At 66.1% G+C, this 14,309-nt stretch carries 16 protein-coding genes and 1 riboswitch; of the genes, 11 read left to right on the top strand and 5 right to left on the bottom strand.

All coding sequences use genetic code 11. From position 1 onward, the window contains the following. Positions 1–195: anti-sigma factor family protein (locus IP86_RS13910; protein WP_502694001.1), on the bottom strand; the 195-nt coding region annotated here is incomplete at its 3' end. Between the two features lie 198 nt (positions 196–393). Next, entirely contained in the window at positions 394–882 is a 489-nt protein-coding gene (locus IP86_RS13905) for a sigma-70 family RNA polymerase sigma factor (RefSeq protein ID WP_054163134.1), read from the bottom strand. A gap of 183 nt (positions 883–1,065) precedes the next feature. Between IP86_RS13905 and fabI the strand changes: the two genes are divergently transcribed. The 8 genes from fabI to IP86_RS13865 all read left to right on the top strand — a co-directional run bounded on the left by fabI (position 1,066) and on the right by IP86_RS13865 (position 6,883). Continuing rightward, the gene (fabI, locus tag IP86_RS13900) at positions 1,066–1,887 is read left to right on the top strand and encodes an enoyl-ACP reductase FabI (protein ID WP_054163133.1); all 822 of its coding nucleotides are present in this window, start codon (positions 1,066–1,068) and stop codon (positions 1,885–1,887) included. Between the two features lie 186 nt (positions 1,888–2,073). Beyond that, a complete protein-coding gene (locus tag IP86_RS13895) occupies positions 2,074–2,667 on the top strand; it encodes a histidine phosphatase family protein (RefSeq protein WP_054163132.1) in 594 nt (197 codons plus the stop codon). 59 nt (positions 2,668–2,726) lie between these two features. Next, positions 2,727–2,789: riboswitch (Fluoride riboswitch) on the top strand. Positions 2,790–2,881: 92 nt separating this feature from the next. Further along, positions 2,882–3,082 carry a hypothetical protein gene (locus tag IP86_RS13890; protein ID WP_054163131.1) on the top strand — a complete coding sequence of 67 codons (201 nt, stop codon included), beginning with the start codon at positions 2,882–2,884 and terminating at the stop codon, positions 3,080–3,082. 49 nt (positions 3,083–3,131) lie between these two features. Further along, complete coding sequence (locus IP86_RS13885) at positions 3,132–3,476, top strand: hypothetical protein (protein ID WP_054163130.1); 345 nt, start codon at positions 3,132–3,134, stop codon at positions 3,474–3,476. Between the two features lie 5 nt (positions 3,477–3,481). After that, on the top strand, positions 3,482–3,859 hold the full coding sequence (gene crcB / locus IP86_RS13880) for a fluoride efflux transporter CrcB (protein ID WP_054163136.1): 378 nt from the start codon (positions 3,482–3,484) through the stop codon (positions 3,857–3,859). Positions 3,860–3,879: 20 nt separating this feature from the next. Continuing rightward, positions 3,880–4,431 carry a cation efflux transmembrane domain-containing protein gene (locus tag IP86_RS13875; RefSeq protein ID WP_245290616.1) on the top strand — a complete coding sequence of 184 codons (552 nt, stop codon included), beginning with the start codon at positions 3,880–3,882 and terminating at the stop codon, positions 4,429–4,431. A 105-nt stretch (positions 4,432–4,536) separates the two neighbouring features. Continuing rightward, a complete protein-coding gene (gene aroC / locus IP86_RS13870; RefSeq protein WP_054163128.1) occupies positions 4,537–5,634 on the top strand; it encodes a chorismate synthase in 1,098 nt (365 codons plus the stop codon). Positions 5,635–5,683: 49 nt separating this feature from the next. Then, entirely contained in the window at positions 5,684–6,883 is a 1,200-nt protein-coding gene (locus tag IP86_RS13865) for an adenylate/guanylate cyclase domain-containing protein (RefSeq protein WP_054163127.1), read from the top strand. Between the two features lie 19 nt (positions 6,884–6,902). On the opposite strand, the gene clpS is transcribed toward IP86_RS13865, so the two are convergent. Next, positions 6,903–7,214, bottom strand: a complete 312-nt coding sequence (gene clpS, locus IP86_RS13860; RefSeq protein ID WP_054163126.1) for an ATP-dependent Clp protease adapter ClpS — start codon at positions 7,212–7,214, stop codon at positions 6,903–6,905. 222 nt (positions 7,215–7,436) lie between these two features. Here clpS and IP86_RS13855 point away from each other — a divergent pair, with 222 nt between their 5' ends. Continuing rightward, entirely contained in the window at positions 7,437–8,276 is an 840-nt protein-coding gene (locus tag IP86_RS13855) for a DUF1194 domain-containing protein (protein ID WP_054163125.1), read from the top strand. A 179-nt stretch (positions 8,277–8,455) separates the two neighbouring features. On the opposite strand, the gene yiaY is transcribed toward IP86_RS13855, so the two are convergent. Both yiaY and adh read right to left on the bottom strand, forming a co-directional pair. After that, complete coding sequence (gene yiaY, locus IP86_RS13850; RefSeq protein ID WP_054163124.1) at positions 8,456–9,607, bottom strand: L-threonine dehydrogenase; 1,152 nt, start codon at positions 9,605–9,607, stop codon at positions 8,456–8,458. A gap of 184 nt (positions 9,608–9,791) precedes the next feature. Beyond that, a complete protein-coding gene (gene adh / locus IP86_RS13845; protein ID WP_054163123.1) occupies positions 9,792–11,312 on the bottom strand; it encodes an aldehyde dehydrogenase in 1,521 nt (506 codons plus the stop codon). A gap of 236 nt (positions 11,313–11,548) precedes the next feature. Here adh and IP86_RS13840 point away from each other — a divergent pair, with 236 nt between their 5' ends. Together IP86_RS13840 and IP86_RS13835 are read left to right on the top strand one after the other, a co-directional pair. Continuing rightward, a complete protein-coding gene (locus tag IP86_RS13840; protein WP_054163122.1) occupies positions 11,549–13,435 on the top strand; it encodes a sigma-54-dependent Fis family transcriptional regulator in 1,887 nt (628 codons plus the stop codon). A gap of 139 nt (positions 13,436–13,574) precedes the next feature. Continuing rightward, positions 13,575–14,270 carry a glutathione S-transferase family protein gene (locus IP86_RS13835; protein WP_054163135.1) on the top strand — a complete coding sequence of 232 codons (696 nt, stop codon included), beginning with the start codon at positions 13,575–13,577 and terminating at the stop codon, positions 14,268–14,270. The last annotated feature ends 39 nt before the right edge of the window (positions 14,271–14,309 follow it).

The raw sequence follows: 14,309 nt of genomic DNA, 5'->3' as shown, positions 1-14,309 counted from the left end.
CCCCGGCTCGTCGACCACGCGGTCGTAGCGCGCGTGCAGCGCTTCGGCCATCGCCTGCCACGACCGCACCCGCTCGGCATCCGCCGGGTGCGCGGCGAGCCACGCTTCGACATCGCCGCGCCGCTCCGCCGGCAATTCGCCGTCCACATAAGCGTGGAGTTCGTCCTCGGTGACGGGGATCTGGGGCTCAGTCATGGCTGCACTTCTTCGGAAGGAGGAGTTCGTTAAGTCGAGTCCGGATCAACCCCGTCATTGCGAGCGAAGCGAAGCAATCCAGCGTCGTGCACTGAGCTGGATTGCTTCGTCGCGGAGCCTGTGCTCGGACGGCGCGGAGCGCCGATCCGGGTGCTCCTCGCAGTGACGGAGGAGCTGAATCAGATACACGGTGGATCATCACTTCACCCGTTTCAGCATCGGCCGCTCGCCGTCGAGGCTGGCGCGGATGTGGGCGCGGGCGCGGGCGAGGCGGGACATCACGGTGCCGATCGGCACGCCCTGGATCTCGGCGACCTCGCGATAGCTCAGCCCTTCCAGCACAACGAGGAGCAGCGCCGTGCGTTGCTCTTCGACCAGCGTCGCCAGCGCGCGGGCAATGTCGCCGCCCTCCGCCTCGGTGCCGCTGGCGTCGGTGCCCGTGTCGGTCAGCGGCAGGATCGGCGGCCGCCGCGCCAGCGTGCGCCGGCGGTTGCGGTTGAGGTTGGTCAGGATCGTGTAGAGCCAGCTGCGCAGGTCGCCGCCGAGAAACAGCTTCTCGGAGCGCAGCGCCCGCACCAGCGTGTCCTGCACCAGATCGTCGGCGATGTCGGTGTCGCGCGCCAGCGCCCGGGCGTAGCGCCGCAGGGCCGGGATCATTGCTTCGACGCCGTCTCGAAAATCGTTCATTGCGGGCCTGTGGTCGGGGCGCACGCCGTTCGCCGCTCCGACAACCATAACACCGCGCTGGCGGCTCTATTCCAACCCCGCGAACCGCGCCAAATGGCTGAATTTGCACGCGAACATTCGGGCTGTACCCGGCCCTGCCGCTGGTGTAGGCCGAAGCACCAATTCAAGCCGAGGGGAAGTGATATGGCGACTGGTTCGGGCCTGATGCAGGGCAAACGTGGGGTGATCCTCGGCGTGGCCAACAACCGTTCGATCGCCTACGGCATCGCCAAGGCCTGCCGCGAGCAGGGCGCCGAGGTCGCGCTGACCTATCAGGGCGACGCGCTGAAGAAGCGCGTCGAGCCGATTGCCGCCGAGCTGGGCGGCCTGGTGCTCGGCCATTGCGACGTCACCGATGCGGCGACGATCGATGCGGTGTTCGACGTGCTGAAGGAGAAATGGGGCAAGATCGATTTCGTCGTCCACGCCATCGCCTTCGCCGACAAGGACGAGCTCGACGGCCGCTACATCGACACCTCGGAAGCCAACTTCTCCAAGTCGATGCTGATCTCGTGCTACTCGCTGACCGCGATCGCGCAGCGCGCCGAGAAGCTGATGACCGACGGCGGATCGATCATCACGCTGACTTACTACGGCGCCGAGAAGTGGATGCCGCATTACAACGTGATGGGCGTCGCCAAGGCGGCGCTGGAAGCCAGCGTGCGCTATCTCGCCGCCGACCTCGGCGAGAAGGCGATCCGCGTCAACGCGATCTCGGCCGGCCCGATCAAGACGCTGGCCGCGTCGGGCATCGGCGACTTCCGCTACATCCTGAAATGGAACGAATATAACGCGCCGCTGCGGCGCACGGTGTCGATCGATGAGGTCGGCGATAGCGCCTTGTACTTCCTGTCCGACCTGTCGCGCGGCGTCACCGGCGAGGTCCACCATGTGGACGCCGGCTACCACGTCGTCGGCATGAAAAACCCCGACGCCCCGGACATCTCGCTCGGCGGCAAGGAGTAACGACAGCCCCTGAGCCGTCATCCTGAGGCGCGCGTCCGAAGGACGCGCTTCGAAGGATGCGGCCCGTCCGCCTTTCGCTGTTGCTCGTCATTGCGAGCGAAGCGATGCAATCCAAAGCCAGTGCGCGGCGCTGGATTGCTTCGTCGCTTCGCTCCTCGCAATGACGCTGAGGTTTCGATTAGCGCTATGCCCACCATCTACTTCATCCGCCACGGCGAGACCGACTGGAACGCCACCGGGCGTTATCAGGGGACCCAGGACATTCCGCTCAACGACAAGGGGCGGGGGCAGGCGAGCGCCGCCGGCCGGCTGCTCGGCGATGTGCTGACGCGCGACAAGTGCGACGCAGCCGCGCTGTCTTATGTGGCAAGTCCTCTCGGTCGCGCCCGGGTCACCATGGAGTTGGTGCGCGGCGCGCTCGGCCTGCCGGCGCACGGCTACGCGACGGACGAGCGGCTGCGCGAGATCACCTATGGCGCCTGGGAGGGTTTCACAGTCGAGCAGATGCAGGCCTCGGACGCGCAGGTCTATGCCGCGCGTCACGCCGATCGCTGGACCGTCGCACCGCTGCGCGGCGAGAGCTACGCCGACCGCTTCCCGTTCATCGCCGACTGGGTGCAGTCCGTGACCGCCGACACCGTCGCGGTCGGCCACGTCGGCACCTGCCGGATGCTGATGGTCGCCTGCGGCGTCAAGTCTCCCACCGAAGCGCTGGAGGGCCTGATCCTGCAGGGCTCGGTCTATGTCTTCCGCGACGGCGGCATGGAGATCGTGAGCTGAGCTCTGTTTAAGGTGCGGCTTTGGCTTTGACCTTGCCTACTCGGTTCTGGTAATCTTGCCTGAGAAATGGGGATGGAGTCCCCCAAAACCGCCCGTCGTGGGCTGATGACTCCTGCTGAGAGGGGGCTGCGAAGCCTCGTCGCGGCGGGAGCATAGGTTGAGCCCGCCACCGGCGGGATTTTTGTTGCCCTGAGTTTCAACGAGGGCAGCACGAATGGCTTTCTCCAAAGCTTTATCGATAATTTCCGGTGCCTGGCACCTCGATTTCACAGCGGCGCTGCTCGGCGCTGTGGTGTCGAGCTGTATTCTAGCCTTCGTCTTCGGCGCGGGAGCGGAGGCCGTGCTGCTGCTTCTGACGCTTGGCCTTGTCACGGCAGTGCTGGAGGCGCGCCTGCGGGCCGCGAGGCGGCCGTGAGCGGCATTGCTCCAAGTGGCGGGGTGAGAGCCACGAGCGGTGGCAACGAATGCGCCTGAACAACGCCCGCGTCATCGCAGACATCGAGTATGTCATCGAGCCTCCGAGCCAGGCCGCGGACTTCGCCACGTGGAGTGCGTTCGGCGTGTCCTGCCAGCGAGATCGGCATCGCTATGGCGGACAGGACTATTCGTTTCAGTTCGACGTGATGCAGCTTCACCACGATGCCGCGCGTCGGCGCTGGCGCCTCGTGGTGATTACCGAGCTCTGGCGTTTCAGGGACGTGAAGGCGGAGCCGCGGACATCGAAGTCGCTGCGACTGATCAGTGGCAAGTCCGGCGACGTGCTCGCCTGGATGCGCGAAAGCAGAGAGTTGAAACTGAGAAGAGGTTGACCTTGATGAGTGCGTTGGCTGTGTTCGTCGGTGCCGGAATTGGAGGATTGATTCGGCATTATCTCAATTCCTTCGTCGTCGCCTTGTTTGGCACGGCGTTCCCGTGGGGCATTTTCATCATCAATGTCACCGGCTCGATCGCCATGGGGATTATCGTCGAGTTGCTCGCCTTGCGCGTTAACGCGCCGCAGGACATCAGGCTGTTCATCACCACCGGCATCCTCGGCGGCTACACCACCTTCTCGACGTTTTCGCTGGACGCGGCGCTGCTTTACGAGCGCGGTCAGCTCGGCCTGTCGCTTCTCTATGTGGCGGGCTCCGTGACCGTTGCGATCGCAGGGTTATTTCTCGGAATGTCCGCGGTGCGAATGGTGACGCCTTGAGTCTGCGTCGCGCCATCGCAGTGGTTGCGCTGGCCAACCTCGCTTACTTCGGCGTCGAGTTCACCGTTGCGGCGCGGATCGGCTCGGTATCGTTGTTCGCGGACAGCGTGGACTTCTTGGAAGACGCTTCCGTCAACACCCTGATCCTGGTCGGGCTGAGCTGGTCGGCACGGGCGCGGGCGAAACTTGGAATGGGGCTCGCACTGCTGATTCTGGTGCCGGCCATCGGCACACTCTGGGCCGTCGCTACCAAGATCGCGTCCCCGATCGCACCTGCGCCGACCCCGCTGACGCTCGCCGGGCTGGGGGCGCTGGTGGTGAATCTGGGCTGCGCGTATTTGCTGGCCGGATTTCGCTCCCACGGCGGCAGCCTTACCCGGGCGGCGTTCCTGTCGGCGCGTAACGATGCTCTGGCCAATATCGGGATCATCGGCGCAGGCCTGGTGACGGCCACAACGTTGTCGATCTGGCCGGACCTGATCGTCGGCTTGGCGATCGCTGCCATGAATATCGAGGCAGCCCGCGAGGTGTTCTCGGTGGCGCGAAACGAGCACGGGGAGGCGGCCCCGTAGAGCCATGCTCCGCGGGCCGGCAGAGCGGACCCGTGGGCCGTCCGTTTGACCCTGTGCGGCCGGCGCGTTACCACACCGGCGCAGTTCTCAAAGGCAGCCCGCGCCATGTCGTTCAACACTTTCGGCCATCTGTTTCGCGTCACCACCTTCGGCGAGAGCCATGGGGTGGCGATCGGCTGCGTGGTGGATGGCTGCCCGCCGTTGATCCCGCTGACCGAGGCCGACATCCAGGGTGATCTCGATCGCCGCCGGCCCGGCCAGTCGCGCTTCACCACCCAGCGCCAGGAAGCCGATCAGGTGAAAATTCTGTCCGGCGTGATGGCGCACCCGCAGACCGGCGAGCAGGTCACCACCGGAACGCCGATCGCGCTGCAGATCGAGAATACCGACCAGCGCTCGAAGGATTATTCGGACATCCAGAACAAGTATCGCCCCGGCCACGCGGACTTCACCTACGAGGCCAAATACGGCATCCGCGACTATCGCGGCGGTGGGCGTTCCTCGGCGCGCGAGACCGCGAGCCGCGTCGCCGCCGGCGCGGTCGCCCGCAAGGTGATCGCCGGCATGACCGTGCGCGGCGCGCTGGTGCAGATCGGCCCGCACAAGATCGACCGCGCCAAATGGGACTGGGACGAGATCGGCAACAATCCGTTCTTCTGCCCCGACAAGGACGCCGCGGCGCTGTTCGCCGACTATCTCGACGGCATCCGCAAGGCCGGCTCGTCGATCGGCGCGGTGATCGAGATCGTCGCCGAGGGGGTGCCGGCCGGGCTCGGCGCGCCGATCTACGCCAAGCTCGATGCCGACATTGCCGCGGCGCTGATGAGCATCAATGCGGTGAAGGGCGTCGAGATCGGCGACGGCTTCGCCAGCGCCGAGCTGACCGGCGAGCAGAACGCCGACGAGATGCGGATGGGCAATCACGGCCCGCAGTTTCTGTCGAACCACGCTGGCGGCGTCCTTGGCGGCATCTCCAGCGGACAGCCGGTGGTGGCGCGGTTCGCCGTCAAGCCGACCTCGTCGATCCTCACCCCGCGCAGGACCGTCGATCGCGCCGGCGCCGACACCGAAATCCTGACCAAGGGCCGCCACGACCCCTGCGTGGGCATCCGCGCGGTGCCGGTCGGCGAGGCGATGGTGGCCTGCGTGCTGGCCGACCACCTCCTGCGCCAGCGCGGCCAGGTCGGAGGCCGGGTCGGCTGATCGACCGGAACCGGTGCAAAGCAGCATCGCGTCTGATAATGGTACGCGGATGCACGAACACCGACTCCGCGCCCTGATCGACTGGCTGGTCGACGGCGCCCGCTCAGCGCCCGATCCGATCGTGATGATGACGCAGGCCTGCGAGCGGCTGGTCGAGGCCGGCGTGCCGCTGGCCCGGGTCGCCGTCTTCGTAGAGACGCTGCATCCCGACATCTACGGCCATCGCTTTATCTGGCGCCCCGGCAAGGAGGCCGAGGTCGGCGACACCACGGTGGACGTTGACCTCTCGGACGAGTATCTGCGCAGCCCGCTCAAGGTGCTGTACGACCATGGCGTCGAGGTGCGGTTCCGGCTCGACGATCCGGCCAGCCGCGCTTTCCCGATCTTCGACGACATGCGGGCCGAAGGCATCACCGACTATGCGGCGCTGCCGCTGCAGTTTCTCGACGGCAGCTTCCACGCCGCAAGCTACGCGACGCGGCAGCCGGGCGGCTTCAGCGACGCGCAGCTCGACGCCATTCGCGCCGTGATCCCGCCGATCGCCCGGCTAGTCGAAGTGCTGAGCCTGCGCGAGATCGCCACCACGCTGCTCGACACCTATGTGGGCAACCGCGCCGGTGCCCGCATTCTCGCCGGGCAGATCCGCCGCGGCCACGCCGATACGCTGCGCACCGCGATCTGGCTGTCGGACCTGCGCGGCTTCACGGCGCTGTCGGACCGGCTGCCGCCGGAGGTGATCGTGAAGCTGCTCAACGCTTACTTCGATTGCCAGGTCGGGCCGATCCTGCGCCACGGCGGCGAGGTGCTGAAATTCATGGGCGACGGCCTGCTGGCGGTGTTTCCGATCGCGGCCGATGGCGGTGACGAGGCCGACGTCTGCGCGCGGATGCTCGCCGCGGCCCACGAATGCCGCAGCAACGTCGCGGCGATGAACTACATCGAAGGCAACCACGTCATCGAAAGCTTCCGCTTCGGCGTCGCGCTGCATGTCGGGCAGGTGCTGTACGGCAATATCGGCGGCGGCAACCGGCTCGACTTCACCTGCGTCGGCCCCGCCGTGAATCTCGCCGCCCGGCTGGAACGCATCGCCGGGCGTCTCGGCCGAACCGTCGTCGCCTCGTCGGATTTCATCAGGCTGTGCGGCGATGGCTTCGTGGAGATCGGCGAATTTCCGATCGACGGCCTGTCACAAACCCAGCGCGTCTACGGCCTCGAAGCCGAAACCCTGCAGGCAGCCGAGGGGCTGTAGCCACGCATCGGCGGGACGCTTACTCCTCCGGCTCGGTGGTGAACAGCAGCGGATAGCCCTTGGTGCGGCCGGCGTCGGTGGCGCGGCTGGCCTTGGTCTCGGCGACATCCTTGGTGAACACCGCGACGACACAGACGCCGCGCTGATGCGCGGTGAGCATCACCTTGTAAGCCTGCTCCTCCGTCATCCGGAACTCGGCCTTCAGGATCGTCACCACGAAGTCGCGCGGCGTGAAGTCGTCGTTGACGAGGATGACCTTGTGCAGTTTCGGGCGCTCGACCTTCGGCTTGGTCTTGGTGGCCCGCCGCGTCACCACATCGATGTTGCTCATGGGCGTTCACCACTGTTGATCAATCCGAGTTTACAACTCCCGGGCGGCGCGCGAAACCAGCGCTAGCGCGGAGGTCTGCGCATTTTCGATGCAACTCGGCGTCCCCCCGCGCGCAGGCCCTACTATCAGTGACTGAATCGTGATCGGGCCGGAACCGGCTTTGCGGTTGCGCGCCCGGTCGGGCGTGTCACCATCGTGTCATCCTCGAACGGAGGGCGTCCGATGCGGTGGATCTCGATCGGCACGATAGCCGCCGTCACGGCGGCCGGAATGGTCGCGGGCCTCGCCGCGCCGAACCGAACGCCACACCTCGCCGACCGCCTCGACGATTCCAAGACCGTCGACGTCGAATTGATCCTGGCGGTGGACGTGTCCTACTCGATGGATATGGACGAACTCGCCGTGCAGCGCGAAGGCTACGCACAGGCGTTGCGCTCCGGCGAATTTCTCAAGACGCTGAAGACCGGCCCGACCGGCCGGATCGCCGTGACCTATTTCGAATGGGCCGCCGCCGGCGACCAGAAGGTCATTCTGCCCTGGCAGGTGATCGACGGTCCGGAATCCGCCGACGCCGTCGCCACCGAGATCATGAACGCGCCGCTGCGCCGCGCCTCGCGCACCTCGATCTCCGGTGCGATCAATTTCGCCGTGCCGCTGTTCGACCAGAACCCGTATCACGGCCTGCGCCGCGTCATCGATATCTCCGGCGACGGCCCCAACAACAATGGCGAACCGGTCACGCTGGCGCGCGATGCCGCGGTCGAGAAGGGCGTCGTCATCAACGGCCTGCCGATCATGGTGAAGGAGCCGTCCTATTCGACCATGGATATCGAGAATCTCGACTATTACTACGAGGACTGCGTGATCGGCGGCCCGGGCTCGTTCGTGGTGACGATCAAGAGCCGCGACAAGTTCAAGGAGGCGATCCACACCAAGCTGGTGATGGAAGTCGCGGGTCTCAGGCCGCCGGAGCTGGTCGTGCCGGTTGCCGAGAACGATCGAACCCCACGGGTGTCTTGCCTGGTCGGCGAGAAGATCTGGCAGGATCGCTGGGGCCGATAGTTAGTATCGCAGTCTCTCCGTCGTTCTGGGCGCGAACGAACTGAGCGAGCCTGGAGTCCCGAGATGTCTTGCGAGGCAGCTTCGCTGCGCCCCCGGAATGACAAAGTCCGTGGGGCATGACGAGAGGTTCTGCAGGGAAGCGGACGCGCCGTGCGCGTCCGCAGGGGTGAAGCGAGCCGTCAGGCGGCGGCGCGGAAGATGGTTTCGATCTCGGTCTGTGTCGCCTGCTTCGGGTTGGTGAAGCCGCAGGCGTCCTTCAGCGCGTTGGCGGCGAGGATCGGCACGTCGGTTTCCTTCATGCCGAGACCGCCGAGCCCGGGCGGAATGCCGACGTCGGCCGACAGCCGCTGGATGGCGTGAATCGCGGCGTCGGCGCCTTGCGCATCGGTCATGCCGGTGGTGTCGACGCCGAGCGCGTGAGCGACGTCCTTCAGCCGTCCGGCCGCGACCTGCGCGTTGTAGGCCTGGACGTGCGGCAGCAGCACCGCGTTGCAGACGCCGTGCGGCAGATCGTAGAAGCCGCCGAGCTGGTGTGCCATCGCGTGCACATAGCCGAGCGACGCGTTGTTGAACGCCATGCCGGCAAGGAAGCCCGCATAGGACATCGCCTCACGGGCGACGAGATTCTGCCCCTCGGCGACGACGGTGCGCAGGCTGTTGGAAATGATCGACATCGCCTTCAGGGCGCAGGCGTCGGTGATCGGCGTCGCGGCGATCGACACATAGGCCTCGATGGCGTGGGTCAGCGCATCCATGCCGGTGGCGGCCGTCAGGGCCGGAGGTTTGCCGAGCATCAGCACCGGATCGTTGACCGACAGCAGCGGCGTGGTGTGGCGGTCGACGATCGCCATCTTCACCTGACGTTCCTCGTCGGTGATGATGCAGAACCGGGTCATTTCGCTGGCCGTGCCGGCGGTGGTGTTGACGGCGATCAGCGGCAGCTGGGCGTGCTCGGATTTGTCGACGCCTTCGTAGTCCTTGATGCTGCCGCCATTGGTGGCGGTGAGCGCGATGCCCTTGGCGCAATCATGCGCCGAGCCGCCGCCGAGCGAGATCACGCAGTCGCAGTTCTCCTGCTTCAGCAGCGCCAGCCCGTCCTCGACGTTCTTGATCGTCGGGTTGGGTTTGGCGCCGGGGAAGACGACGCTGCCGACGCCGCGTTCGATCAGCATCGAGGCGATCTGGTCGGCGACGCCGAGCTTGTGCAGTCCGCTGTCGGTGACGATCAGCGCGCGCTTGAAACCGCGCGCCTTGGCGTGATCGGCCGCGCTCGATACGCAGCCGGCGCCGAACAGGTTGAGGGAGGGGATGAAAAAGGTCGTCGTGGTCATTGGTGCTTCCTTCCATGCGTTTGTTGTTGGTCGGGGATCGATGAGCTGCCCGGCCGGCGAAGATGCCGGTTCCGATGCGCTCCGTGTCGCAGGGCAATGCCCTGCTGACCGGGCGGCGCGCCGAAGCGCCGCCCGGGATCGCTGCGGCCGAGTGCCGTGCACCCGCCGATGAATCAGTCGCGTTCTAGAAAAAGCCGAGCGGTCCGGTGCCGTAGCTCACCAGCAGGTTCTTGGTGTGCTGATAGTGATCCAGCATCATCTTGTGGGTCTCACGCCCGATGCCGGACTGCTTGTAACCGCCGAAGGCGGCGTGCGCCGGATAGGCGTGGTAGCAGTTCGTCCATACCCGGCCGGCGGCGATCGCGCGCCCGAACCGATAGGCGCGGGTGCCGTCCCGCGTCCAGACGCCGGCGCCGAGGCCATACTGGGTGTCGTTGGCGATCGCGACGGCTTCGGCCTCGTCCTTGAAGGTGGTCACCGACACGACCGGGCCGAAGATTTCCTCCTGGAAAATCCGCATCTGATTGTGGCCGCGGAACACGGTCGGATGCACGTAGTAGCCGCCGGCGAGGTCGCCCGGCAGCTCGGCGCGTGCGCCGCCGGCCAGCAGCTCGGCGCCTTCCTGCCGGCCGATGTCGATGTAGGACAGAATCTTGTCGAGCTGCTCCTGGGAGGCCTGCGCACCGATCATGGTGGCCGGATCGCGCGGGTCGCCTTGGCGAATTGCGGCGACGCGGGCGAGCGCGCGCTCCATGAAGCGATCGTAGATCGACTCCTGCACCAGCGCGCGGCTCGGGCAGGTGCAGACCTCGCCCTGGTTGAGCGCGAACATCACGAAGCCTTCGATCGCCTTGTCGAAGAACGGATCGTCTTCGGCCGCGACGTCGCCGAAGAAGATGTTGGGCGATTTGCCGCCGAGCTCGAGCGACACTGGCACCAGATTCTCGCTGGCATATTGCATGATCAGCCGGCCGGTCGAGGTCTCGCCGGTGAAGGCGATCTTGGCGATGCGCGGGCTCGACGCCAGCGGCTTGCCGGCCTCGACGCCGAAGCCGTTGACGATGTTGAGGACGCCCGGCGGCAGCAGGTCGCCGATCAGTTCGGCCCACACCAGGATCGACGCCGGGGTCTGCTCGGCCGGCTTGAGCACGACGCAGTTGCCCGCGGCCAGCGCCGGCGCCAGCTTCCACGCCGCCATCAGCAGCGGAAAGTTCCAGGGAATGATCTGGCCGACGACGCCGAGCGGCTCGTGGAAGTGATACGCGATGGTGTCGTGATCGATTTCCGAGATCGAGCCTTCCTGGGCACGCAGTGCACCTGCGAAATAGCGGAAGTGATCGATCGCCAGCGGCAGGTCGGCGGCGCGCGTCTCACGGATCGGCTTGCCGTTATCGAGGGTTTCCGCAGTTGCGAGCAGATCGAGGTTGTCCTCCATCCGGTCTGCGATGCGATTGAGAATGAGTGAGCGTTCGGTCGTCGTCGTCCTCGCCCATCCCGGACTTGCTGCATGCGCCGCATCGAGTGCGAGGTCGATGTCTTCCTTCTGCGAGCGCGGGATTTCGGTGAGTTTGCCGCCGGTAATCGGCGTGGTGTTGTCGAAGTAGCGGCCGTCGAGCGGCTCGATCCATCGCCCGCCGATGAAATTTCCGTAGCGGGTCTTGAAGAGCGAACTCGCCTTGGGCTGCAGTGTGGTGATGATGTTCATGGCTTCCTCCCGATTTATTGAAGCGGATGCAACTACGCACATCGTGTGCCAATTGCTCGGGACGGCGCGCCGGATGCGCGACCAATGGCGCAGCGCGTTGATAAGTCTGGGAGGATTCTACGTCGCGCGGATTTGCGATGACGTTCGCTCTCTGGACAGCGCGCGACACTGCGTGTGATACTGCGATCAGTTGGGCGCAACAGCTGTTGCAGAATCCAACATCCCCGGAGACGCCCATGTCGCCTGCATCAAGTCATGATGCCGTTTTCGTCGCGCGTCGTCGCTTCTTTGACGAAGGACGGTCTGTTTCTGGAATTGTCGCCGCGCCGATTCTGCGGTCCTGGGAGCGATGCGCCGAGCAGGGTCTCGACGTCAGCCGCTCGCCCTCCCTCGAACTCCCAACTGCTCATGAGTTGCGTGAGCTACAAGAACGTCATGCGCGCCTCGGTCGTCTGGCTCGGCCCGAGCTGGATGCGCTGCAAGGCGACGCGCGCCTGACTGGTAGCGTAGTAATCCTCACCGATACGGCGGGCGTAGTGCTCGACATGGTCGGGGACGCCGCCTTTGCCGGACGCGCCGCCGAAGTGGCGCTGCGTCCCGGCGTGTCGTGGAACGAGGCCGCCACCGGGACGAATGCGATCGGGACCGCGCTGGTCGAGCGGCAGCCGATCGCGGTGCATGGTGCGGAGCATTTCTTCGAGCGCCACGGAATCCTGGCTTGCGCGGCGGCGCCGCTGATCGATCCCCGGGGTAACGTCGCGGGTGCGCTCGATATGACTGGGCCGGCAGCGATCCGCCACGTTCACGCGCTCGGACTGATGCGGCTGGCCGCCGAACAGATCGAACACCGCTTCTTCAGCGAGGGATTCGAGCACTGCACGATGCTCCGCTTTCACGCGGACCGCGCCTTGGTCGGCACGCCGCGCGAGGGCGTCCTCGCCTTTGCCGAGGGCGTGCTGGTCGGCGCCAATCGTCGCGGCCTCGATCTGATGAAGCTGGATTGGTCTGCGATCAACCGCGCTAAGCTGGCGGCGCTGCTGCCTGGAATTCGTCCGTTCGATCAGATCCAACCTTTGCGGGGCCGGGAAGGGGCGCGGCTGTACGGTCGGCTTCTCGACGCCCCGCATCGAGCAGCGCGGGGCCGTCCGATAGCGCCTCGGCCGCCGACGACACCCGCGCTATCGGGCGAGATCGAGCCGATCCTCGGCGAGGAAATGCAAGCCTCGCTGTCCCGGGCAGTGCGTCTGGTCAATGCCGGCATCCCGCTGTTGCTGCTCGGCGAGACCGGTTCGGGCAAGGATGTGTTCGCTCGCCGGGTCCATGCCGAGAGCGACCGTCGCAACAAGCCTTTCGTCCCGGTCAATTGCGCAGCGTTGCCGGAGAGCCTGATCGAGTCGGAGCTGTTCGGCTATGAGGCCGGGGCATTCACCGGTGCGCGGCGCCAGGGGGCCCCGGGCCTGTTGCGTCAGGCCGACGGCGGCGTGCTGTTTCTCGACGAGATCGGCGACATGCCGCTGGCGTTGCAGAGCCGTCTGCTCCGCGTGCTGCAGGACAAGCAAGTGTCGCCGCTCGGCGGCGGCAAGCCGGTGCCGGTGGACTTCGCGCTGATCTGCGCGACGCATCAGTCACTGTCGACGCTGCTGGCGGCCGGCGCGTTCCGGCAGGATCTGTACTTCCGCATCGCCCAATATGTCGTCGAGCGGCCGCCGGTCCGGCATCATCCGGATCGCCTTGCGCTGGTGCGCCGGCTATGGCGCCAGCTCGGCGGGGAGACAGCCGGTGTCGAGCTGTCGGCGGAGGTCGAGCGGCTGCTGGCGGCCTATGAGTGGCCCGGCAATTTCCGGCAATTGGTCGGCACGCTGCGCGCGCTGCTGGTGCTCGGCGAGCCGGGCCAGCCGGTCGATGTCTCCGCATTGCCGGCCGAGATCCGCGCAGCGGCGCCGTCATGCGACGTGATGTTCAGTGCTCCAGCGCCGGTCTCGCTCGCGGAACACACCCGCACCGCACTGCAGGCGGCGCTCGACGCCAGCGACGGCAACGTGTCCCGTGCGGCAAGGCGGCTGGGGATCGATCGGAGTACGTATTATCGCCGTCTGCTCAAGGAGAAGGACCGCGGCCGCTAGATGCTACGCGCCGCCTCGGGGGGACGCCTGAAGGCTTGACCGGCGCGCGGATCTCTTCGATCGTCGCCACGAGTGAAGCGAACTCGTTGCGGCCTTGCCGGATCGCGCCGCTTCGCGCTGTCGAATGCTGGGACAAGCGATGACCTTGAAACTGTTCGAACTGGTCGGCCACGATGCGGCGCGGCCGTTCTCGCCTTATTGCTGGCGGATCCGGATGGCGCTGGCGCACAAAGGCCTCGAAGCCGAATCGATCCCGTGGCGATTCACCGAGAAATCGGCCATCGCGCCGTTCAATTCCGAAAAGGTGCCGGTGCTGCTCGACGGCGACAAATCGATCGTGGATTCCTGGGCGATCGCGCTCTATCTCGAACAGGCCTATCCGGATCGGCCGTCGCTGTTCGGCGGCGAGGGCGGACGGGCGATGGCGCGGCTGGTGAACGCCTGGGGCGACGTTGTGGTGATCGGCGGCATCGTTCCGCTGATCGTCGCCGACATCGTTCCGCATCTTCGCCCCGAGGATCAGGTGTATTTCCGCAAGACCCGCGAGGCGCGGTTCGACAAGACCGCGGAGGAAGTTACGGCGAGCCGCGACAGTGCGGTGGTCGGGTTCCGCAAATCGCTCGATCCGTTGCGGCTGACGCTGAAAGCGCAACCCTTCGTCGGCGGCGACAAGCCGAACTACGCGGACTACATCGTGTTCGGTGGTTTCCAATGGGCGCGAGTCGTCAGCGCCTTCGCGCTGCTGGAGACGTCCGATCCCGTCTACGCGTGGCGCGACAGGCTGCTCGATGCGTTCGGCGGCATGGCGAGTCGGTCGCCGGGCTTTCCGGTCTGATGCTGCCTGCGTAAGCGGTCGCGTCGATCCAACGAACGG

Source organism: Rhodopseudomonas sp. AAP120 (genome assembly GCF_001295845.1).
Lineage (GTDB): Bacteria > Pseudomonadota > Alphaproteobacteria > Rhizobiales > Xanthobacteraceae > Rhodopseudomonas.
This window is presented reverse-complemented; position numbering and strand designations above follow the sequence as displayed.

Excerpts from the sequence above, each read along its gene's own strand:
- crcB (WP_054163136.1), top strand. The coding sequence starts at position 3,482 with ATGAGTGCGTTGGCTGTGTTCGTCGGTGCCGGAATTGGAGGATTGATT.
- clpS (WP_054163126.1), bottom strand. The coding sequence starts at position 7,214 with ATGAGCAACATCGATGTGGTGACGCGGCGGGCCACCAAGACCAAGCCG.
- IP86_RS13885 (WP_054163130.1), top strand. The coding sequence starts at position 3,132 with ATGCGCCTGAACAACGCCCGCGTCATCGCAGACATCGAGTATGTCATC.
- IP86_RS13855 (WP_054163125.1), top strand. The coding sequence starts at position 7,437 with ATGCGGTGGATCTCGATCGGCACGATAGCCGCCGTCACGGCGGCCGGA.
- fabI (WP_054163133.1), top strand. The coding sequence starts at position 1,066 with ATGGCGACTGGTTCGGGCCTGATGCAGGGCAAACGTGGGGTGATCCTC.
- IP86_RS13865 (WP_054163127.1), top strand. The coding sequence starts at position 5,684 with ATGCACGAACACCGACTCCGCGCCCTGATCGACTGGCTGGTCGACGGC.
- IP86_RS13835 (WP_054163135.1), top strand. The coding sequence starts at position 13,575 with ATGACCTTGAAACTGTTCGAACTGGTCGGCCACGATGCGGCGCGGCCG.
- IP86_RS13890 (WP_054163131.1), top strand. The coding sequence starts at position 2,882 with ATGGCTTTCTCCAAAGCTTTATCGATAATTTCCGGTGCCTGGCACCTC.
- aroC (WP_054163128.1), top strand. The coding sequence starts at position 4,537 with ATGTCGTTCAACACTTTCGGCCATCTGTTTCGCGTCACCACCTTCGGC.
- yiaY (WP_054163124.1), bottom strand. The coding sequence starts at position 9,607 with ATGACCACGACGACCTTTTTCATCCCCTCCCTCAACCTGTTCGGCGCC.
- IP86_RS13840 (WP_054163122.1), top strand. The coding sequence starts at position 11,549 with ATGTCGCCTGCATCAAGTCATGATGCCGTTTTCGTCGCGCGTCGTCGC.
- IP86_RS13905 (WP_054163134.1), bottom strand. The coding sequence starts at position 882 with ATGAACGATTTTCGAGACGGCGTCGAAGCAATGATCCCGGCCCTGCGG.
- adh (WP_054163123.1), bottom strand. The coding sequence starts at position 11,312 with ATGAACATCATCACCACACTGCAGCCCAAGGCGAGTTCGCTCTTCAAG.
- IP86_RS13895 (WP_054163132.1), top strand. The coding sequence starts at position 2,074 with ATGCCCACCATCTACTTCATCCGCCACGGCGAGACCGACTGGAACGCC.